This window comes from Ruegeria alba, from assembly GCF_022321465.1.
Taxonomy (GTDB): domain Bacteria; phylum Pseudomonadota; class Alphaproteobacteria; order Rhodobacterales; family Rhodobacteraceae; genus Ruegeria_B; species Ruegeria_B alba.
In genome coordinates, this window is record NZ_JAKOEM010000002.1 from 90,249 (window position 1) to 110,501 (window position 20,253).

The window sequence follows — 20,253 nt, forward strand, 5'->3', positions numbered from 1 at the left end:
ACATGAGCGAACCGCTGCATTTTGTCGAAATCCGTCACGCCCAGAAATCCTTTGGTGCGGTCGAGGTTCTCAAGGATATCAGCCTGAATGTCGAACGCGGGCAGATCGTCGGTATCATCGGCTCGTCCGGGTCCGGCAAATCCACCCTGTTGCGGGCGATCAACGATCTGGACCCGCTGACAGGCGGAGAGATCTGGCTGGACGGTGTGCAAGTGAACAAGGCGCTGCCTCACCGGCAATATGAAAAACACATCAATGCCATGCGGCAACAGGTTGGGATGGTGTTCCAACACTTCAACCTGTTTCCGCATATGACTGCGCGCGAGAATGTCACGATGGCGCCGAAGCTTCTAAAGGGTTTGTCGCAGAGCGATGCCGACAAACTGGCCGAGGAGCAGCTCGACAAGGTCGGCATGCTGGAGCGGATTGACTATTACCCCTCGCAACTGTCCGGCGGGCAAAAGCAGCGTGTGGCCATCGCCCGCGCCCTGGCGATGAAACCCAAGATGATGCTGTTCGACGAGGCCACCTCGGCGCTCGACCCGGAATTGGTCGAAGAGGTGAACCTGGTGATGAAGAAGCTCGCCGAAGAGCACATGACCATGATCATCGTGACACACGAGATGGATTTTGCCGCGTCGGTCTGCGATCGGGTGCTGTTCATGGACAAAGGCATTGTGGTCGAAGAAGGCCCGCCAGAGATCCTCTTCAAGAACCCGAGCAAGGAACGCACGCGGGAATTTCTCCGCAAACATATCGAAGGTGCAAAGTGACCGACGCTCGCTCATACCTGTTCTATCAAAGCCGAAACCCGCGCCCATTCTTGGACCGGGGAGAGGGAATCTATTTGATCGACGAGGCCGGCAAACGCTATATCGACGGATCGTCGGGGGCGATGGTGTCGAATATCGGTCATTCCAACCCACGTGTCTTGGACAAGATAAAGACCCAGATGGACAAGGCGACATTTGGCTATAGGCTGCATTTCCGCACGCATCCGTCCGAGGATCTGGCTGCAAAGACCGTTGCCATGACCCCTGAGGGACTGGATCGCGTGTTTTTTGTCTCTGGCGGTTCCGAGGCCGTCGAAAGCGCGGTGAAACTGGCACGGCAATATGCCCTGACGCAGGGCCAGGGCACGCGCTACAAGGTAATTTCGCGGTTTCCCTCATATCATGGCTCGACTTTCGGGGCGCTTGAGCTGACGGGATACGATCCGCTGCGCAAACCCTTTGTGCCGATGTTGGCGGCGATGCCAAAAATCGCGGCGCCCACAACCTATCTTGACCGTGACAACCTGACCGAAGAGGCGCGCGGGCTGAAATATGCCGAAATGCTGCGCGACAAGATCCTCGAAGAAGGCCCCGACACCGTCCTTGCCTTTCTGATGGAGCCCATAGGAGGCGCCTCGACCGGCGCCCTTGTAGCCCCGGACAGCTACTATGCCAGGGTCCGAGAGATCTGTGACGAGTTCGGTGTTCTGCTGATCTATGACGAGGTCATGACCGGTGCCGGTCGAACGGGAAAGTTCCTGGCTGCCGAGCATTGGGATATCACGCCGGATATCGTTGCGATGTCCAAAGGGTTCGGAGCGGGCTATGCACCGTTAGGCGCGATCGTTGCGCGGGCCGCTCTGGTCGAACCGGTTTTAGATGCCGGCGGCTTTCTGCACGGCTTCACATATGCGGGCAATCCGCTGGCCTGTTCAGCCGGTCTGGCAGTTCTTGAAGAACTGGAGGAGCAGGGTCTGATCGCGCATGCCGCTGCAATGGGAGATGTCCTGATGCGGGAATTGCGAGCGTTGATGGATAATTATCCGTTCATCGGAGACGTGCGCGGCAAGGGCTTGTTGACCGCGTTCGAATTCGTTGCCAACCGAGAGACCATGGAGCCCCTGCCAAAGGAGCTGGACGCGCATGCCCGGTTGGTCGAGCTTGCCTATGAGCGCGGCCTGATCATCTATTCGCGGCGCACGCGCGGGGGCACCTCGGGTGATCACTTCCTGATCGCCCCCCCCCTGATCATCAGCGAGGCACAGATCGGCGAGATGATGTCGATCCTGCGCGACGCGCTGGACGCTTTTGCCGCGGAGGCGGGGCTGCCGGTCGTGGTGGCAGCATGAAACTGCCTGACAAACAATGTTCGCTGGAGGGCGCTATCGCCAGGATACGCGATGGCGATACGGTGATGATCGGTGGGTTCGGCGTGCCGGGGACACCGATGGCACTGATCCATGCGCTTGTCGCCCATGGGGCGCGGGAGCTGACCATCGTCAAGAACGATGCAAACGAACCCGGCATGGGCGTCGATCACTTGCTGCAAAGCGGGCAGATATCGCGTTTGATCACCACCCATCTGGGTCTGAACAGTCGCGCGATCGACATGATGAACGCAGGCCGGATCACGGTCGAATTCAACGCTCAGGGCATATTGGCCGAACGCATCCGCGCCGGCGGCGCCGGGGTTGGAGCGGTGCTGACCGATATCGGCATCGGGACCGAACTGGCGAACGGCAAACAGGTGGTCGAACTCGCCGGCAAGCCGCATATCGTCGAAACCGCGCTCAGGGCTGATGTAGCACTCATACACGCCGCCGCCGCCGATCGGTTTGGCAACCTGGCCTTTGTCGCGACAGCGCGAAACTTCAACCCCTTGATGGCAATGGCCGCCGATTGCGTAATCGCAGAGGCCGAGACGCTGCTGCCCTTGGGTGGATTAACCGCAGATGCCATCCATACCGCTGGGGTGTTTGTCGATCACGTCACCGAACTGGGTACATTGTCGAAGGAATACGATGTTGTCCGACGCAAATGACCGCATGCTCGCCCGCGCCGCGCGCGAGATTGCGCCCGGTATGGTGGTCAATCTTGGCATTGGCCTGCCCACGAAGGTCATCAACCACCTGCCCGCAGACTTGCCGGTATGCCTGCACACGGAAAACGGGCTGACCGGAATCGGCCCGACCTTGCCGCCCGAACGCGCCGATCGCAATCTGATCGACGCGGGCGGCGCCTATGTATCGACCGTGCCGGGATCGGCCTTTTTCGATAGCGCCACCAGCTTTGCGATGGTGCGGTCGGGGCGACTGGACCTGACCATGCTGGGCGCTTTCGAAGTGGCCAGCAATGGCGATCTGGCCAATTGGAAGATCCCCGGCCGGTTCAGCCCCGGTGTAGGCGGCGGCATCGAGCTTGCGCAAAAGGCGCGACGCGTGGTGGTTCTGACCACTCATACAGATCGCAAGGGCAACCCCAAACTCAAGAGGCAATGCACCTTGCCCCTGACCGCACGCGGTTGTGTGGCGCGGGTCTTTACGGACCTGGCCGTCATCGACATATCTGATCGGGGTTTTGTCCTGGTCGAGACGCGAGACGGGATCACCGCCGCCGAGGTGGCCGATGCCACCGGCGCTCCGTTGGTTCTCCCCAACGCAACGCCCCCGACATTCTGAGGTGCCCCATGCAAGACGATCTGAACTCCCGCCTCTCTGACGCCGTCGACGCAGCCTTCGACCGGCAGGTTGACTTTCTTTCAAAGCTGACTGCGCATCCGTCAACCCGGGGAAACGAACAATCGGCGCAGAATTTCATGGCCCGCGAATTAGGCATACGCGGCCTGGAACTCGACCGCTGGCAAATCGATCTGGAAGAGATACAGCACCTCCCCGGTTTTTCACCGGTGCTGACCCCGTATGAGGACGCGGTGAATGTGGTGGGAACGCACCGTTCGCGTGAACGTTCGGGCCGGTCGCTGATCCTGAACGGACATATCGACGTCGTGCCTGCCGGACCGCTGGAGATGTGGGACAGTCCGCCCTTTGAGCCACGCGTCGCAGACGGCTGGCTCTATGGCCGCGGCGGTGGCGACATGAAGGCTGGTCTGGCGTCAAACCTGTTTGCGCTCGACGCACTTGCTTCATTGGGGCTGGCGCCGGCAGCTGATGTATTCTTTCAATCCGTTGTCGAAGAAGAGTGTACCGGGAATGGAGCGTTAGCCTGTCTGGCTCGCGGGTATCGCGCGGATGCGGCGCTGATCCCCGAACCCTTTGCCGAACGTCTGGTGACCGCTCAATTGGGGGTGATCTGGTTTCAGGTTCAACTCAAAGGACGGCCGACCCATGTTGCTTATGCAGGCAGTGGTGCAAACGCGATCGAGGCTGCCATTCCGCTGATCAAAGCCTTGCACGCAATGGAACATCGCTGGAATGCCGCTGAACAGCGCCCAGCAGACTACACCCATATGGATCATGCGCTGAACCTGAATGTCGGCAAGATCGAGGGCGGCGACTGGGCCAGCTCGGTGCCTGCCTGGTGCGTGTTCGACGTGCGTATGGCGATCTTCCCAGAGCAATCGATCAAGGAGGCCAAAGCCGAGATTGAACAAGTCATTCTGGACGCCGCGCGCAGCAATGATTTCCTGCGTAATGCATTGCCCGAGATTGTCTATCACGGCTTTCACGCCGAAGGTTATGCGCTGTCTCGGGACGGCTCGGTCAATGCTGCCTCGGCCATCGACGCACTCGAACGCGCGCATCGGTCTGTTACCGGGGTGAAACTGGAGCGCGAGGCGATCACCGCCACCACCGATGCTCGGTTCTTTGGGCTTTACGCAAATACGCCCGCGCTGGTCTATGGCCCACGGGCCGAAGCGATTCACGGATTCAACGAGCGTGTCGATCTGGACAGCATGCGCCGCGTGACCAAGGCCACCGCCATGTTCATCGCCGATTGGTGCGGAGTAGAAGAGAGTTAGGCGCCACGCAAATGCGGCAAAGACCTCCTGCTTCGGCTCAAGTTTTGGTCTCGCAGACATTGCCAAGGAACACGCGCAGCTGTCGAGATCGACACCTGCCGAGAGGAAAGGATGCACATGCTTTCTCCGGAACAAATTGACCAGCTGATCAACATTCGCCAGCATCTTCACCGCCACCCCGAAGTCTCTGGTGACGAGCGCGCGACAGCTGCCCGCATCACCTCGGAACTCATCTCTCTTGGCGCTGATCGTCTTTGGCAGGGACTTGGTGGGCATGGGGTCGCCGCCGAATTCAGAGGCGCTGAAGACGGGCCAACGGTTCTGCTGCGATGCGAGCTGGACGGCTTGCCGATCCGGGAGATCTCTGACTTGCCTTATAAATCCGAGATCGAGGGCAAGGGGCATCTCTGCGGCCATGACGGGCACATGGTCTCGCTGTTGGGCGTGGCAATGCGCCTTGCCAGACGGCCGGCCAAAGGGCGGGTAATCCTGTTATTCCAGCCCGCCGAAGAGACCGGGGCCGGTGCCAAAGCGGTGATCGCGGATCCTCGCTGGCCCGAGATACGACCGGACTATGCCTTTGCCTGTCACAATGTCCCCGGTCGCCCGCTGGGTGAGATCGGATTGCGGTCAGGGCCGGGAAATTGCGCCTCGCGCGGAATGAAGCTTCATCTCGAAGGCAAGAGCTCACACGCGGCGGCGCCGGAAGACGGACTCTCTCCCGGCGCGGCGATGGCTGGTCTGATGACCGCACTGCCTGCTCTGAGCAAGGGGCGGATCGGCGATGATGCTTTCGCCCTTGCAACCCTGACCCATGCCAAGCTTGGCGAACCGAGTTTCGGGATTGCGCCCGGAGACGGCGAGTTGCGTGTGACGCTACGCTCGATGACAAATGCGCGGATGGAGGCGCTGGTTCTCGACGCGCTGGCGCAGGTTGAGGCGCACTCCGATCGCCTCACGGCCGACATCTCGTGGCACGATGTTTTTCGATCGGTTGTGAATGACGAACAGGCCACGAGCATTGCGCGACATGCGGCAAGCATGCGTGGGATGGTTTGTTACGAAATGCCGATCCCCATGCGCTGGTCCGAGGATTTCGGGCGATTTGGTGATGATGGCGCAAAGGCTGCCCTGATGTACATCGGTGCGGGCGAGGACCATCCGCAGCTTCACAATCCAGACTATGATTTCCCCGACGCTTTGCTGCCTGTGGTAACGGACCTGTTCTGTAGCATTCTGCGCGAATTGCTCGGATTTCCGCAGAATTGACTATGCCAGCTTCTTACCCAGCCTCTTGGTGTACCATCCACCGTGACCGTATCTCGCGCAATCTCGAGCTTGCGCTTGGGCTCGTGCCCAACGGTCGCCGTTTCTGTGCGGTGTTGAAGGCGGACGCCTATGGGCACGGCATCATGCAGGTGGTGCCCCTTGTCCAAGAGCAGGGTGTGACCACTATTGGTATAACGTCGAACGCCGAGGCCGACGCCGTGCGCAAGGCCGGTTTCAAGGGCACCATTATCCGATTACGGGCGGCAACACCTTTGGAAATCGAGACGGCGCTTGAAAACCATGTCGAAGAGCAAGTCGCCTCGCTCAGCACCGCAGAACAGATCGCAGCGCTGACAGCCTCGGGCCGGTTCACCTCTCGCCTGCACCTTTCGTTGAACGCAGCAGGTATGGCGCGCGACGGTCTGGAGATCTCGACGACGAAGGGGCAAGACACGTGCCGCCAAATCATCGATACCGCGGGCAGCAGGATCGGTGGCATCTGCTCTCACTTCTCTTCGAACGCACCTGGGGACCTGCGGCAGAGCTCGGAGCTGTTTCAACAACAGGCCGCGTGGGTTCTTGCAAACAGCGACCTGAAGCGCGAACAAATTCTGGTGCATGCGGGCAGTTCACTGACATTGGTTTCTGGCGTCGACATCGACACGGACATGTATCGCTGTGGCGCCATTCTCTACGGCATTCTGAAGCCTGAGCTCGGCTTTCGTCCGACGATGGATGTCGAGGCCCGCGTGGTCAGCCTTCAGACGTATCCCGGCGGTGCGAGTGTCGGTTATGACCGGAGCAGCCATCTGGACCGCGACCGACGCTTGGCCTGTATCTCGATCGGATATGAGAACGGGTACCGGCGCCTAGTCCAAGGTGGCGGTGTCGTGGCGGTCCGGGACGCCTTGGCGCCGGTCCTGGGCAAGGTGTCGATGAACGCGATCGTCGCCGATGTCACCGATCTCGATCAGGTCGAAGTCGGCGATACGGTCCGTGTGTTTGGAGAGAGCAAAACAGCCACGATCCGACCGTCGATGGTGGAACGCCAGTTCGAGACAATCATGGCAGATCTTTATACCGACTGGGGTCAGCGAAACGCGCGGGTCTATCGCTGACCGCCTCCACTCCTCGACCGCCACTTACGCCGCGTATGTGGGTTGCCGAGCTTTGCTACGCTAGTCGACCTGTGCTAATCGCTCAGGCCATTCAGTGCAACTCAACTGACCAGCGTCATAGGTTGAAAGGGTGCGTCGGCACTTTCGACCGCTTTGTCGATCAGATGCATTGCTTCCAGTTTGGTGGAGGCACGCAAAGGGATTATGTCACCGATCCGGCACGAGATGCTATTGGTTGGTACACCATCACCACTCGTTGGCCTGACCAATTTTTCCAAACGGATACCCAGAGCCTGTAAATCCAGCAACTTGCCGCTGTCGAGTACGACCAGAAAGACACCGTTACCCCAGTATGTCGCCAGGCTCCGCGCACCATTGGTCGCCGATATGATCTCGCGACCGACCGAAGCCAAGGTCGATCGGAAAACCTCCGCGCTCGATTCCTGGAAGAGCTGTTCCACCTCTTCCAGTTTGATGGCCAGAATCGACGCATTGAGAGGGTGCGAAACAGCGATCTTGCGAACGTAGTTTTCGAACTCGGCCAATCCGTAAAAACCTGACACCGCATCAAGCAAAACAGGATCACTCAACTGGAAGCCATGCGCTTCCCTGCCCACGGTCTGCACATCTTGGAATGCTTCCATCGCCAGGATCGCGGCCTTTCGCTCTTCGGCCAGCCGATGGGCATCTGCAAGTCTTTGCTTGAGATCATCGAATTCGAAAGGCTTGGTCACATAATCCGAAGCGCCCACTTCGAATGCGTCGTCGATGTACTGCTTCTGAACCATCGCTGTGACCATGATTATGGGTGTAAAGCGATAATCTGGGAGATTGCGAACCTCTTCGCAAAGATCAATCCCGTTCATCTGAGGCATCTGCACATCAAAAAGCAGACATTCAAATGGTTTTGCCGCATCGCGCAGAATCTCAAGCGCTTCGCGTCCGTTCGGGGCGGTAACCACTTCATCATACCCGAAAACCGACAGAATCTGGGTCAACAGCTCCAGGATGCTCGGCTCGTCATCTACTGCTAGAATTCGCATAGTTTTACACCTGGGTTTTCGTATCGCTCGGACAACTCGCGATACGGGTACATTTTGAACCCGTTTTCCAACGGGTCCATCGCATTTTCATAGAACTGTCAGGCAAAAGCGGCAATTTAATGACCCACCGAAGGCAAGGGCAAGACTCTGCAACGCGGGCTTTTTCCTCGGCGTCACCGGTCCCAGAAGCATAAAGTTCGACCACCGAACAAAATTCTGAGGCCTCCAAGAGGCTGGAGTCGCACCTCAGGGTTGCTTTTTGCCCGAAGTTAACCTCAAATGGTTGTCAAGAGAGATGATGCGCCGCAATATACCGTTTCCCGTACAGAGACGACCAGTTCGTCGCTACTGTTCAAGTGCTAATTAGTCACACCCCATGTACAACCCGGAGGCGAAGGCACGCCGAAAGTAGACTTGAAACCTGTTTTCTTGGCAAAAAGACGGAAAAACAAGAGCAGAAAATGGACCAAACCTTTAGGCTGGTGGACCCATACCCCGCTGCGATGGTGTTTCCCGAGCTGGAACCCGTCGAGCGTAAGCTGTTGCGCCGCGACGTCCGGGAGCCTATCAAACGCCGGCTTCTCAGGAAAGAGCGTTCCATTGCACCACAGCCCAGGCAGTCGCGTGGCAGCATTCACGCGACCACCATGAGCTTTCGCAACATGCACGAGCATGGCAACCTGTTGACCAAGTATCTGGAAGCTCGGAAGTCAATCTTCATCGACCGCCTCCATTGGCATGTCGCCGAGGCAGACGGGATGGAATTCGATCAATATGACACGCCTGCCTGCCACTGGATCGTTCTACACGAATACGGAGAAGTCCTGGGCGGGGTGCGTCTGCTCCCGACAACTGCACGTTGCGGCATATACAGCTACATGCTGCGTGACGCCCAAAATGGCCTTCTTGCTGGCTTGCCCAGGGACGTCTTGTTTTTCGAAGCTCCCGTTAAACCTTCTGTCTGGGAAGCTACACGGTTCTTTGTCACTGATGCGGTTCCAACGGCACGCCGGGTGGACGTCCAACAGAAACTGTTCGACAGCATGGCGGTAACCGCTGCCAAGAACGGTGCAACGCGCATTCTTGGTATTGTTCCTGCCGTATGGTCGCGATGGGCACGTCGCCTGGGCGCTGGTGCGACGCCGATTGGAGCGCAGTTTTCGATCGACGGCACGACGAGCCAGTCGGTCCTGTTCAATACGCGCGATTACCTGACCTGACCCAGCCTAGAAATTGGCTCTGTTGCGCTTGCGCTTGAGCTAACGGGCAGTATCCCACGGGTTGCCGATCTATGCTTCGGTCAAACTGCGACCGCATTTCCGGCCCAATAGTTCCTCATTGATGCGGTAAATCAATGACCAGACAACACCAATGCAGTTTGACAAATGACAGCAATTGACTCGCAAAGGATTGAGCCGGCCCCTGAAATGCCGGTCGATCAGTTGCTTCAGAATATGAAGGACTACACTGCCATGAGCTTCGAGCTCATCTGGCAGCGGCAGGCTATTTTTCTCGCTACCACAATTCTTACCGCGTTTTTCTTCGACCCGTTCAACGCGGTTCTCTTCTACGCCACGATCATGATTTGCGAGGGGCAGGACCTGCTACTCGCCAAGCGTGTAGAGCGCTTGACCCGGCACCAGCGCAAGGCAATCGCAGAAACCTTGGTTTGGATCCTTCTGAACACGATACTGCATTCCGCGGCGATCTGCCTCTATGCTGTGTTCGTCGCATTCGAACAACCGTCTGGCGGACATTTTACACCGCTGTTTTTCCTGTTCGCGGCTGCCCTTTTCGCCGCAATGAACAACCACCAGATCGTCTGGGCGATGATCATCCGCCTGACCATGTACGGCATTTCCTTCATGGTTATTGTCGTCAAGGATATCTGGGTTGAACGGCCAGACCTGTCATCGGAATTGTGGTTGCATTTCTTTACCGTTGTCTTCGTGATGTATTTTCTGATCGACTGCGCCCTGGTTTTTCTGCGGCTCTACAGAACCAATCTTGCCCAGCTGGAAAAGCTGAAGGAAGAGCACGAGCGGACAAAGGCCGCCTACATTGCCAAGTCACAGTTTGTCTCGACGGTCAGCCACGAACTGCGCACGCCCCTAACCTCGATCAAAGGCTCTCTCGACCTGATCAACACCGGTGCTTTGGGCGAGGTTCCCGAAAAAATGCAGGGCCTAATCGACATGGCCAGCAAAAACAGCCGGCGATTGTCCACGCTGATCAATGACATCTTGGACATCCAAAAGATGGAGGCGGGTGAAATGGTCTATCGGATCCAGCCCGTGAACGTCCACTCTATTGTCAGCGAGTCCATCGCAAGCAATCTTGGTTATGCCAGCGCACATAACGTTAGTATCACCGAGGACTGCCCGGGCGAAACAGATCTATTCATCTCAGCCGATGCATCAAGATTGATGCAAGTCCTGTCCAACATGATCTCGAATGCGGCAAAGTTCTCGTTCGAGGGCGGCACCGTCACTGTCGGGTTTAAGAAGATGGGCGAACGCGTCCGCATTTACGTACAGGACCAAGGTATCGGGATTCCAAGTGGCAGCCGCGACAAGGTTTTTGATCGCTTTTCTCAGATAGACTCTTCGGATGAACGGCACGCGGGTGGTACGGGCCTGGGCATGAACATCTCAAAAGAAATTGTCGAGCATTTCGGCGGCCTTATCGACTATGAAAGCACGCTGGGCGCAGGGTCGACCTTTTTCGTAGAGTTTGCTCTACTTGCCGAGGAGACGCTGGCCGAAACCATACGGAGACGCGGTTAAGCGCCCCCTCGATACCCGGTGCCACATGCGCAAGACCCGGTGACGATTGCGCGCGGCAGTTTCTGGCCCTTCTTCCGCTGGTCTGACAGTTTTCACCACCCTGAGTGAACATGTCGCTTCTTTGCAATTTGCCAATCCCAAGGGAGCCCAACCACCCGTTTGCTTGATACCGAGACTTCGGACCGGCAGTGCCCCGCTGAGCCGCCACTCGTTACGTTAGTTGCAGCTATCGGACTTTCCTCAAACGACTACGCATTATCCAGGCCTGCAACCTCGTCCCGGTCGTTGCCGTTCTGAGACACAAAGGACCTGTTGCGCGCGCGAAAGCATGTGCAAGGTTTCAATCCTTTGCACCGCAGGGATACTGGTTTGGCATCTAGGCTGTCTTTTGTCGGATGCGGGGTGTTCGTGTTCAGTGTTCTTTCGGTAGGAAAGCTCGGGGGTCCGGGGGCCGATTGGCCCCTTTGGCATACCAATAACGAAAGGTGCACAGCGTGTGATCGCGCGGCTGCCTGAACGGGACGGGAACCAAAACGGTGGACAAGAAACAAAGCAACCAAACGCCGGTCTCGGCCAGACTTGCGGAAAAACCTGTTGGACTGCTTCAGTTCGCCAAATCGGCAGGCCGCAACATGCTCGAAGTCATTCCCGCAGAAACGCTGACCCAAACCTATGTCAAGGGTCCGCTCAATATCCATTACTTCTGCGATCCCGAAATGGTAACGGATCTTCTCGTGGGACAGGGGCGTTCCTTTCCGAAAGCGAAGTTCACCAAGGACATCATCGGCTCTGCCGTTGGCAACGGTCTTATCCTCTCGGAAGGAGAAAAGTGGCGGCAACAAAGAAGGCGTTACTCTCCACTCTTTGCAGCTCGAAACCTTCCGACCCTGGCCCGCTATTTTGCGGAAACGGGCGACGAGGTCGCAGAGTCCCTGGCTGAGCACGAAGGGCCGGTAGATGTTGCGCAGGTCGCGCCGGCGTCGACCTTGACGAATATCTCAAGGGTGATCTTTTCCGGCAATGAAGAGGTCAGCTCTGAACAGATCCGCGTCGGATTGATCGCATATTTCAAATATATCTCCGATATCTCTCTTTTTGACCTCATGGGGCTTCCCAAATGGCTCCCGCGAAAGAAATGGCTGAGCAGCAAAGCCCCCGTCACAAAAATGCGTGATTTGGCACGAAAGGTGATCGAGCAGCGTCGCGCAGAGGACCGTGACGTTCCCCGCGACTTCTTGGATTTCATGATCGAAGCGCTCAAGACCGATTTCGAGGACGCCGAGACAACGATCGACAACTTGCTGACCTTTGTCGTAGCGGGGCATGAGACCTCGGCCAACGCGATAAGCTGGGGGCTCTATCTGCTTGCGCTAAATCCAACTGAGCAGACAAGAATTCGCGAAGAGATATTATCTGTCCGCCCAAAGGGTGAGATAACCTTCGAAGACTTGCAGCAGCTTCCGTTGTTACGGGCGCATATTAGGGAAACACTGCGTCTCTATCCTTCGGCAGCGTTTTTCGCGAGGGATGCGTCAGAAGAGATCACAGTAAAGGGTATCAAGATAAAAAGGGGTGATGCCTTGTTCTTTCCCGTTTACTCGCTGCATAGAAACCAGCAGCTTTGGGACGATCCCGATCAGTACAGGCCGGAACGGTTTCTTGGTACTTCGCTTCCGCGCGGACAGTACATTCCCTTTGGTGATGGCCCCAGGATCTGTATCGGTGCGCAGTATGCTGAAACCGAAATCATGGTCTTGATGGCTTCTGTCTTGCGGCGCGTCGAATTCTCGCTTTCATCCCAGCCACTACCTGAACCGGTCCTGACATTCACAATGCGCTCTAGCGGCCCGCTGGTTTTGAACGTCAAAGCAGTTTCCAATGCTAATTGACGGTGTTCCTAGTGCCATGGCGCCAAACCACGTTTCACTTCTGCGCCAGGTAACAGTCCTTTCCGAACAGTTCGAGCATGACACGTTCATAAACACGGCGGCGCTCCTTTTCCTGCTCCACCGGTTCAAAGTACTCGTCAGTCGCGACCGGCGTATCAGCGTCGTTACGTAGAGACAGTTCTCGGGCGTCGACGTTCGCAATTGCCTTGTTCAGCGCAGAGAATGCCCCTGCCTTTGACAGCGATCGCAGTGACACACGCTCTCCGACCAGCGCACGCAACCAGCCAGAGGCGCGGCGATTGCCCAGTATTGTCTGGAACACTTGGTTCAGTCGCTCCTCGCTGGGCAGCGCATTGGTCGCCTCCTTGCCATGTGTGACCAGCAGAAAAACACCGCTGCCTCTGTAGGAGAAAATAGCCTCTGCATCTTTTGTGGTTTTCTGAATTGCGGCGCCGATATCGGTAATCGCGCGCCGAAAATCCCCGCAGTTACTCAAGTCGAAATAGAACTCGGCATCTTGCAGTTTGACAGCGGTTGCCCAGGCATCGAACAGCCGACCGCGGGACAACTGCTCAATGTAGTTGTCAAACTCCACATATCTCAGGGCCCGGTTCAAACCTTCGATTGTCAGGGGATCTTCCAGATTGAACTGCTGGTTATAGTCGAGTTCTTCGCGCAGATGCTGCGCCGACTCCATGGTTTTTTGCGCCTTAAGACGCTCTTGAACCAATAGATGCGCCGAATTGATCCGGCTACGTAATTCGAGAAAATCGAAGGGTTTTGTCACATAGTCGGTGGCGCCTTCAAGGAAGGCTTCTTCGACGTATTTACGATCACTCATCGCCGTAAGCATGATCACTGGGGTTTCGGAGTATCGCGGAACGCTGCGGATCCGGCGCAACAGTTCGATGCCGTTCATGTTCGGCATCTGGATATCCAGCAGAAAACACTCGAAAGGAACCTCGGCCGACTCCACGAGCTTGAGAGCGCTCGCTGCGGAACTGGCCGCCGTGGCCTTGCAGTTTCCAAAAGAGTCCAACGCGGTCTTGAGTAGTTCAAGAATGCTCGGCTCGTCATCAACGATCAAAACCTTTAGAGCCCGCTGCTTCAGAGCGCGGAGTTCGAGCTTCTTTTGAAACTGATCTCTGCCAGGATTTGAATGTTTCATCAGTTGGCAACCGATAATTGTTGAGGTTTATTGAATATTTTTAGGTAACGACTGGGTCAAAACAGTGGCGCTTGCTAAGAAAAATCGAGAAAATGTGGCCAATGTTGGGAAATATTTGGGCGGCGGTTTCCATCCACCACCCAATACCCGAAAATCGCCCTGATTGTCTCCACTTCAGCCAGAAAAGCTCTCAAAGCAGTTGCTCCCCCAGACTCATTGTTCTGGTAGAGAATCGGGACACGCCTTTATGCCAGCCTTGGAGCATTCATTGACCATAGCGTCAAGCTCTTTGCCGCAAACGCAAAACAACTTTAGCCTGTTTCATGCCTTGTCCGGTCTTCGTAAGAACTGGCGCAACGCGATCAGTCATCGGTGACGACATCGGTTGGCGACCGACCGAGGAACTGCAAGCAATCAGATGCCAGGGCGAACAGTTCGGTGGGGCAACAACTCATTTGCATTTGACACTCGAAGTACACCCGGCGTGCAGCGCCTGGTAGAGTGCCAGACACGCCGCGCCCCTCCACCATCGAACCATGGCAAGCGGCCCATCGGTGCGGCGGTTGGCGTCAGATGAGAGGGTGGGATCGTGGGCAACATAACCCACCCTACGGTTGTAGCGGATCAGGTGACCCTGATCAACAGCACGACCGCAAGGACCGCGCAGGTCAGCCCGGCCATTTCGCGCAACCGCATAGGATCGCCATAGACCAGCGCCCCGACCGCGCAGAGCGCGACCAGGCTAAACATCGTGTAGGCCACGCTGGCTTGCATGAGCGAGACATATCGCATGGACAGAAACCAGATGACCGCCGAGGCGACGTAAAGCGCGCTGGCAAGGCCGACCTCGGGCGAGGCGGTTTCGGCACCATTGACCGAAGCCTGTTTCAATATGACATCTGCGATGATGATGACGGTCGCGCAAATCAGAACAAGGCCGTAACCGGCGGCAATCTGTACCATGGAAACTCCTGACGGTAGAATTCGTCGAAAAATTCGGCCCCAAGGCCGGGAAATTGGAAATGCCTCAGTCTAACCGACAGAGGGGCAAGCCCAAAGTCCGGATTTCCCTGCTTTGCGGGACAGACAGGGACATGCCGGCGCCGTCAAACGGCGCTCGGTCGCCCAGATTGCGCGGGGGACACAATCGCTGTCGCCGATCCCTGCGGGATCGCCGGTGCCGAGGGCCAAGGCATTGCGCAGGGTGGCAAAAGCACCGGGCTGGCCCAGCGCGTCCCGGTCCCTGGCAAGGGCAAGGCCCCGCAGCAGGCAGAGGATCGGGGCAAGCAATCTCGTAGGGTGGGCAGTTTACCCACCCACGCAGCGGGTGGAGGCAATACTCGATGGTGGGATGGTGGGCAGGGCTGCCCAGCCTACGGTTACTTTTCACGGACAGAACATGCACGGGCGCGCCAAACGCTAAGATAGTAGGCTATCGACGACAGAAGCACCTCTGCTTCTCTTGGATCGTGCCGCGTTGAACGACTTGAAGGCATCTGAAGCACTTCCTTTATCACCGAAAGCGTATCGTCGAGCGTTTCAAGCAACCAGCTCTCATAGTAGCCGGAGAGCATTGGTCTTGGGTGAGCGAGAAAGTCACGCATTTTCTTCAAGTGACTAACCCCGCGGCTTGGACGCTCTAAACTGTCAATATTGCTCGCTCTAACTCTTGCATTAGATCCCAGATTTGCGCGCTCGAGCAACTTACCTATTCCTGCCAGGTTTTCTTTGGAGGATTTTTCACAGAGAGCCTCGAAGTCCGGTGATGATGAAGCCTGTCCTGTTCCATAAAATTTGTAAGCTTCGGCTTCGAACTTATCGTTGAAGACGCCAAAGCCATCTGTTCGCGTCAGTTTTTCGATCAGGATAGCGTAGAGTGCGTCATGTAAGCCGACGACGATCCAGCGAACACTGTTTTCGTCCTTAAGTTTTTGGCGGAGGTGGTGATCCACCATTTGAAGACAACCAGTAAAATGCACGCCTTCATTGTAAACGATAAGTGTAGCCATTAATCCTCACCGCCCCCGTCGCCTCACATTCCCGCCCCGCTGCCCGGGCCTGCCCGCCGTCGACCGCCCCTTGGACTTCACCGCCTCTTCCGAGGCTTTCTCGACCGCCCATTGCCGGGCCATGGGGTCGTCGGCGATGGCGAGGTCCACCGCTTCGAGCCGCTTGACCTCGTCGCGTAGACGCGCGGCCTCTTCGAATTCGAGGTTCTCGGCGGCCTTGCGCATGTCGGCGCGCAACCCGTCCAGCACCGCCTCGAGATTGCCGCCATGCAGCGGCTTGTCGATCTTGGCCGTCACGCGGGACATGTCGGTGTCGCCCTGGTAGAGGCCGGCCAGCACGTCCTCGACATTCTTTTTCACCGTCGCGGGGGTGATCCCGTGCGCCTCGTTGTAAGCGATCTGCTTGGCGCGGCGGCGGTCGGTCTCGCCCAATGCGCGCTCCATGCTGCCGGTGATGCGGTCGGCATACATGATGACGCGGCCATCGGCGTTGCGGGCGGCGCGGCCGATGGTCTGGATCAGCGAGGTTTCCGAGCGCAGGAAGCCTTCCTTGTCCGCGTCCAGAATGGCGACCAGGCCGCATTCGGGGATATCCAGCCCCTCGCGCAGCAGGTTGATGCCCACCAGCACGTCAAAGGCGCCCAGGCGCAGGTCGCGCAGAATCTCGATCCGTTCGATCGTGTCGATGTCGGAATGCATGTAGCGCACGCGGATGCCCTGTTCGTGCAGGTATTCGGTCAGATCCTCGGCCATGCGTTTGGTCAGCGTGGTGACAAGGGTGCGATAGCCGTTGGCGGCCACCTTGCGCACCTCGTCCAGCAGGTCGTCGACCTGCATGCTGACGGGGCGGATTTCGACCTGCGGGTCGAGAAGACCGGTGGGGCGGATCACCTGTTCGGTAAAGACGCCGCCCGATTGCTCCATCTCCCAGGATGCGGGCGTGGCAGAGACAAAGACCGATTGCGGGCGCATGGCGTCCCATTCCTCGAACTTCAGCGGTCGGTTGTCCATGCAACTGGGCAGGCGGAAGCCGTGTTCGGCCAGCGTGAACTTGCGCCGGTAGTCGCCCCGGTACATGCCGCCGATCTGCGGCACCGAGACATGGGATTCGTCGGCGAAGACGATGGCATGGTCGGGGATGAATTCGAACAGCGTTGGCGGTGGTTCGCCGGGTGCGCGCCCCGTCAGGTAGCGGGAATAGTTCTCGATCCCGTTGCAGACACCGGTCGCCTCGAGCATTTCCAGATCGAAATTGGTGCGCTGTTCCAGCCGCTGCGCCTCCAGGAGCTTGCCCTCGCCCACCAGCTGGTCGAGCCGCTGGCGCAGCTCTTTCTTGATACCGATGATGGCCTGCTGCATCGTCGGCTTGGGTGTGACGTAGTGGGAATTGGCGTAGACGCGGATCTGGTCGAACGTGTCGGTTTTCTGGCCGGTGAGGGGGTCGAACTCGGTGATCGCCTCCAGCTCCTCGCCGAAGAACGACAGTTTCCAGGCGCGGTCCTCGAGGTGGGCGGGCCAGATCTCAAGACTGTCGCCGCGCACCCGGAAGCTGCCCCGCTGGAACGCCTGATCGTTGCGGCGGTATTGCTGGGAGACCAGATCGGCGATGATGTGGCGCTGGTCGTATTCGCCGCCGACCTTGAGGTCCTGGGTCATGGCGCCATAGGTCTCGACCGAGCCGATACCGTAGATGCAGGAGACCGAGGCGATGATGATCACATCGTCGCGTTCGAGCAGAGCCCGCGTGGCCGAGTGGCGCATGCGGTCGATCTGTTCGTTGATCTGGGATTCCTTTTCTATGTAGGTGTCCGAGCGCGCCACATAGGCCTCGGGCTGGTAATAGTCGTAATAGCTGACGAAGTATTCGACCGCGTTATCGGGGAAGAAGCCTTTGAATTCGCCATACAATTGCGCCGCCAGCGTCTTGTTGGGGGCCAGGATGATGGCGGGGCGCTGGGTTTCCTCGATCACCTTGGCCATGGTGAAGGTCTTGCCCGTACCGGTCGCGCCCAAGAGGACCTGATTGCGCTCGCCCTCGTTGACACCCTGCGAGAGTTCCGCGATGGCGGTGGGCTGGTCGCCCGCCGGCTGGAACTCGGTCTGCATGACGAACCGGCGGCCGCCTTCGAGCTTGGGGCGCGCCTTCACGTCCGGCGCGGGGGCATGCATCAGCGCCTCGGACTTGTCGGAATGGGCATAGGGCATCGGGGGGATTCCTTTCGCCCCCGATCTTGGTCCGTTTTTGTTCCGGTTCAAGGGGGTGTGGCGGGCTGATGCCGGAAACTGGCATCAGCCGGGCGCGGTCTCGTCGGGAATGGTGGAGAGAAAATCCTCGATCTCGCGCAGCGCCCTGGGCCATTCGGGGTCGTAATCGGGCATGGTGTTGTTGGCGGTGTCGAGGCTGACAAAGCGCGCGTTGCGGATACCGGCGGCCAGGCGCTGGCCCTGATCCTTGAAGTGCAGCCGCTCGCGGTCGGAATGCAGCACCAGCGCGGGGCAGCAAATGTCGGGCAGCAGCGGTTCGATATCGACCACGTCGACGGAATCACCAACGCGCAGGTAATCCGCATGGGTCATCGCCATCTTGATGAAGCGGGCGTATCTGTCCTGATCCTGCGGGCTGGATTCGGGGAAGAAGGCCTGGGCAAACAGGTGCCGGCCCGAGGGATACCCGTCGTCCCAGCTGTCCCGCGACAGATCCATCATCGCGTGCCCCAGCGCCAGGTCCTGCGGCCGGTTTCGTTTGCCCAATCCCTTGACGAAACCGCTCATCAGGATCAGGCTGGATACCCGATCGGGGTGGCGTGCCGCAAAGGCCGCGGCGACCGCCGCCCCCAGCGATACGCCGAACACAGGTGCCCGTTCCAGGCCCGCTGCGTCGAACATCGCTTTCAGATCGTCGACAAAGCGGTCGAACGACACATCCTGAACGCCCCGGTCCGACAAGCCGTTGTTGCGCCCGTCGCACCGGATCAGCCGATAGTGGTTGCTCAGATGAGGCAGCCACCCATCCATCGGGTTCTGCGTCCAGTCGTATTCCAGATGCTGCACCCAGTTGGGCGCCTTGACCAATGTCCGGCCCTTGCCGGTTTCGGTCCAGGCGATGCGGGTTCCGTCCCGCGAGGTGGCAAAGCGGATCACCTGCCGCGCGGATTGCCGCGCGCGTTCGGCTTGGTCATCTGCGCCCGACAGGTCGAGCGACAGGACTTCGAGCGGGGCAGAAAGCCCTTTGAGGCTCATAGCGCCTTCGGATTTCAGTGGAATGCCGACGGTGCCGCCCGCGATCTGGCGGGTCACGCGGCTGATGAGGCAGCCACCGGGCGGTGCGGCCGCCTGAAGCCGCGACGCGATGTTGACCGCGTCGCCGAACACATCCTCGCCATTGATGGTGACGTCGCCCACATGCACGCCCGCGCGCAGCTGCACCGGCTTGCCCAGCATCGCCTTCTGAATGGCGTGGGCGGTGGCAATTGCCTCGGTCGCGGTGCCAAAGCGCACCAGCGCGCCATCGCCCATCAGCTTGAAGATGCGGCCATTGCCGATCTTCACGCTTGGGCGGATGACCTGCTCGAAGATCTGGTTGAGTTCGGCCATCGTGGTGTCGGGGTTCGCGGCCATACGGGCAGTGAACCCCACCACGTCAAGCGAGAGTATGGCCGCGATCTGTCTTGCCATGTGGACGGGTCCCCGATCCGGCGCACCCTTGCACCAACTCGGATTAGGACGTGGAAGGGCCTGCCTGTCCAGTGTCTTGGTGCGCGGTGGACGCGTCGCCGGGGCGGGTGAGCTTGCTCAGCAGATCCGCCAGGCGGCGCGCCTCGCCTTTGGCGAGGTGAGCGCCGATGGCCTGTTGCATGGCGGCGGAATAGACCACCCACATGGCGGCGCGCACCCGCGCGCCTTCGGGCGTCAGCACCAGAACCTGCCCGCGCCCGTCCTCGTCGCAAGCGCTGCGGGTCAGGTGCCCGGCGCGGGCCAGCCGGTCGACCAGCCGCGACACGCCGTATTGCGGCAGCAGCAGCCGGCCCTGCAATTCGAAGGGCCGCAGGCCATCTGGCCCGGCCTGTTCCAGCTCCCACAGGATGTCGTAACGGTCGAGCCCCGGCAGGCCCGCCGATTTCAACGCCGCCTCGACATGGGTCAGTATGGCCTTGTGCGCACGGGCCAGCGGCAGCCAGACGGCAAAGGGATCGGGGGTGGGTTTGCTCATGTGGAGAAA

Annotated in this window: 17 protein-coding genes; 10 read left to right on the forward strand and 7 right to left on the reverse strand. The window is 58.6% G+C overall.

What is annotated here, in order from left to right; translation table 11 throughout:
• Nucleotides 1-2 precede the first annotated feature (2 nt).
• The 7 genes from MB818_RS04100 to alr all read left to right on the forward strand — a co-directional run bounded on the left by MB818_RS04100 (nucleotide 3) and on the right by alr (nucleotide 7,139).
• Nucleotides 3-773 (forward strand): amino acid ABC transporter ATP-binding protein, encoded by a 771-nt coding sequence (locus tag MB818_RS04100; protein WP_234137388.1) that lies wholly within the window; start codon nucleotides 3-5, stop codon nucleotides 771-773.
• Complete coding sequence (locus MB818_RS04105; RefSeq protein WP_234137387.1) at nucleotides 770-2,122, forward strand: aminotransferase family protein; 1,353 nt, start codon at nucleotides 770-772, stop codon at nucleotides 2,120-2,122. Before MB818_RS04100 ends, MB818_RS04105 begins: the two co-directional genes overlap by 4 nt.
• On the forward strand, nucleotides 2,119-2,814 hold the full coding sequence (locus MB818_RS04110; RefSeq protein ID WP_234137386.1) for a CoA transferase subunit A: 696 nt from the start codon (nucleotides 2,119-2,121) through the stop codon (nucleotides 2,812-2,814). The genes MB818_RS04105 and MB818_RS04110 overlap by 4 nt, the downstream gene beginning before the upstream one ends.
• On the forward strand, nucleotides 2,798-3,451 hold the full coding sequence (locus tag MB818_RS04115) for a 3-oxoacid CoA-transferase subunit B (RefSeq protein ID WP_234176426.1): 654 nt from the start codon (nucleotides 2,798-2,800) through the stop codon (nucleotides 3,449-3,451). The genes MB818_RS04110 and MB818_RS04115 overlap by 17 nt, the downstream gene beginning before the upstream one ends.
• Nucleotides 3,452-3,459: 8 nt before the next feature.
• Nucleotides 3,460-4,752, forward strand: a complete 1,293-nt coding sequence (locus MB818_RS04120; protein WP_234137384.1) for an ArgE/DapE family deacylase — start codon at nucleotides 3,460-3,462, stop codon at nucleotides 4,750-4,752.
• A gap of 117 nt (nucleotides 4,753-4,869) precedes the next feature.
• Nucleotides 4,870-6,021: an amidohydrolase gene (locus MB818_RS04125; RefSeq protein ID WP_234162753.1), complete on the forward strand. Its 1,152-nt coding sequence runs from the start codon at nucleotides 4,870-4,872 to the stop codon at nucleotides 6,019-6,021.
• 2 nt (nucleotides 6,022-6,023) lie between these two features.
• Complete coding sequence (gene alr, locus MB818_RS04130) at nucleotides 6,024-7,139, forward strand: alanine racemase (RefSeq protein WP_234137382.1); 1,116 nt, start codon at nucleotides 6,024-6,026, stop codon at nucleotides 7,137-7,139.
• Between the two features lie 101 nt (nucleotides 7,140-7,240).
• On the opposite strand, the gene MB818_RS04135 is transcribed toward alr, so the two are convergent.
• The gene (locus MB818_RS04135; protein WP_255699897.1) at nucleotides 7,241-8,182 is read right to left on the reverse strand and encodes a response regulator; all 942 of its coding nucleotides are present in this window, start codon (nucleotides 8,180-8,182) and stop codon (nucleotides 7,241-7,243) included.
• Nucleotides 8,183-8,643: 461 nt separating this feature from the next.
• Between MB818_RS04135 and MB818_RS04140 the strand changes: the two genes are divergently transcribed.
• The 3 genes from MB818_RS04140 (at nucleotide 8,644) to MB818_RS04150 (ending at nucleotide 12,857) form a co-directional block, all read left to right on the forward strand.
• Nucleotides 8,644-9,402 (forward strand): acyl-homoserine-lactone synthase, encoded by a 759-nt coding sequence (locus MB818_RS04140; RefSeq protein ID WP_234137380.1) that lies wholly within the window; start codon nucleotides 8,644-8,646, stop codon nucleotides 9,400-9,402.
• Nucleotides 9,403-9,567: 165 nt separating this feature from the next.
• On the forward strand, nucleotides 9,568-10,968 hold the full coding sequence (locus MB818_RS04145; protein WP_234137379.1) for a sensor histidine kinase: 1,401 nt from the start codon (nucleotides 9,568-9,570) through the stop codon (nucleotides 10,966-10,968).
• A 536-nt stretch (nucleotides 10,969-11,504) separates the two neighbouring features.
• Nucleotides 11,505-12,857: a cytochrome P450 gene (locus MB818_RS04150; protein WP_238904084.1), complete on the forward strand. Its 1,353-nt coding sequence runs from the start codon at nucleotides 11,505-11,507 to the stop codon at nucleotides 12,855-12,857.
• Nucleotides 12,858-12,891: 34 nt separating this feature from the next.
• Here the strand turns inward: MB818_RS04150 and MB818_RS04155 are convergent, their stop codons facing one another.
• From MB818_RS04155 to MB818_RS04180, 6 genes are all read right to left on the reverse strand, one after another.
• A complete protein-coding gene (locus MB818_RS04155) occupies nucleotides 12,892-14,025 on the reverse strand; it encodes a response regulator (protein WP_234216051.1) in 1,134 nt (377 codons plus the stop codon).
• Between the two features lie 624 nt (nucleotides 14,026-14,649).
• Nucleotides 14,650-14,988, reverse strand: coding sequence for a hypothetical protein (locus MB818_RS04160; RefSeq protein WP_234137376.1), 339 nt, complete (start codon nucleotides 14,986-14,988; stop codon nucleotides 14,650-14,652).
• A 416-nt stretch (nucleotides 14,989-15,404) separates the two neighbouring features.
• Entirely contained in the window at nucleotides 15,405-16,034 is a 630-nt protein-coding gene (locus tag MB818_RS04165) for a hypothetical protein (RefSeq protein WP_238904086.1), read from the reverse strand.
• Nucleotides 16,035-16,040: 6 nt separating this feature from the next.
• Nucleotides 16,041-18,239, reverse strand: a complete 2,199-nt coding sequence (gene uvrB, locus MB818_RS04170) for an excinuclease ABC subunit UvrB (protein WP_304622094.1) — start codon at nucleotides 18,237-18,239, stop codon at nucleotides 16,041-16,043.
• An 84-nt stretch (nucleotides 18,240-18,323) separates the two neighbouring features.
• Complete coding sequence (locus MB818_RS04175; protein ID WP_238904088.1) at nucleotides 18,324-19,709, reverse strand: alpha/beta fold hydrolase; 1,386 nt, start codon at nucleotides 19,707-19,709, stop codon at nucleotides 18,324-18,326.
• A gap of 43 nt (nucleotides 19,710-19,752) precedes the next feature.
• The gene (locus tag MB818_RS04180) at nucleotides 19,753-20,244 is read right to left on the reverse strand and encodes a MarR family winged helix-turn-helix transcriptional regulator (protein ID WP_238904090.1); all 492 of its coding nucleotides are present in this window, start codon (nucleotides 20,242-20,244) and stop codon (nucleotides 19,753-19,755) included.
• Between the last annotated feature and the right edge of the window lie 9 nt (nucleotides 20,245-20,253).

Excerpts from the sequence above, each read along its gene's own strand:
- MB818_RS04100 (WP_234137388.1), top strand. The coding sequence starts at position 3 with ATGAGCGAACCGCTGCATTTTGTCGAAATCCGTCACGCCCAGAAATCC.
- MB818_RS04110 (WP_234137386.1), top strand. The coding sequence starts at position 2,119 with ATGAAACTGCCTGACAAACAATGTTCGCTGGAGGGCGCTATCGCCAGG.
- MB818_RS04120 (WP_234137384.1), top strand. The coding sequence starts at position 3,460 with ATGCAAGACGATCTGAACTCCCGCCTCTCTGACGCCGTCGACGCAGCC.
- MB818_RS04125 (WP_234162753.1), top strand. The coding sequence starts at position 4,870 with ATGCTTTCTCCGGAACAAATTGACCAGCTGATCAACATTCGCCAGCAT.
- alr (WP_234137382.1), top strand. The coding sequence starts at position 6,024 with ATGCCAGCTTCTTACCCAGCCTCTTGGTGTACCATCCACCGTGACCGT.
- MB818_RS04135 (WP_255699897.1), bottom strand. The coding sequence starts at position 8,182 with ATGCGAATTCTAGCAGTAGATGACGAGCCGAGCATCCTGGAGCTGTTG.
- MB818_RS04140 (WP_234137380.1), top strand. The coding sequence starts at position 8,644 with ATGGACCAAACCTTTAGGCTGGTGGACCCATACCCCGCTGCGATGGTG.
- MB818_RS04145 (WP_234137379.1), top strand. The coding sequence starts at position 9,568 with ATGACAGCAATTGACTCGCAAAGGATTGAGCCGGCCCCTGAAATGCCG.
- MB818_RS04155 (WP_234216051.1), bottom strand. The coding sequence starts at position 14,025 with ATGAAACATTCAAATCCTGGCAGAGATCAGTTTCAAAAGAAGCTCGAA.
- MB818_RS04160 (WP_234137376.1), bottom strand. The coding sequence starts at position 14,988 with ATGGTACAGATTGCCGCCGGTTACGGCCTTGTTCTGATTTGCGCGACC.
- MB818_RS04165 (WP_238904086.1), bottom strand. The coding sequence starts at position 16,034 with ATGGCTACACTTATCGTTTACAATGAAGGCGTGCATTTTACTGGTTGT.
- uvrB (WP_304622094.1), bottom strand. The coding sequence starts at position 18,239 with ATGCCCTATGCCCATTCCGACAAGTCCGAGGCGCTGATGCATGCCCCC.
- MB818_RS04175 (WP_238904088.1), bottom strand. The coding sequence starts at position 19,709 with ATGGCAAGACAGATCGCGGCCATACTCTCGCTTGACGTGGTGGGGTTC.
- MB818_RS04180 (WP_238904090.1), bottom strand. The coding sequence starts at position 20,244 with ATGAGCAAACCCACCCCCGATCCCTTTGCCGTCTGGCTGCCGCTGGCC.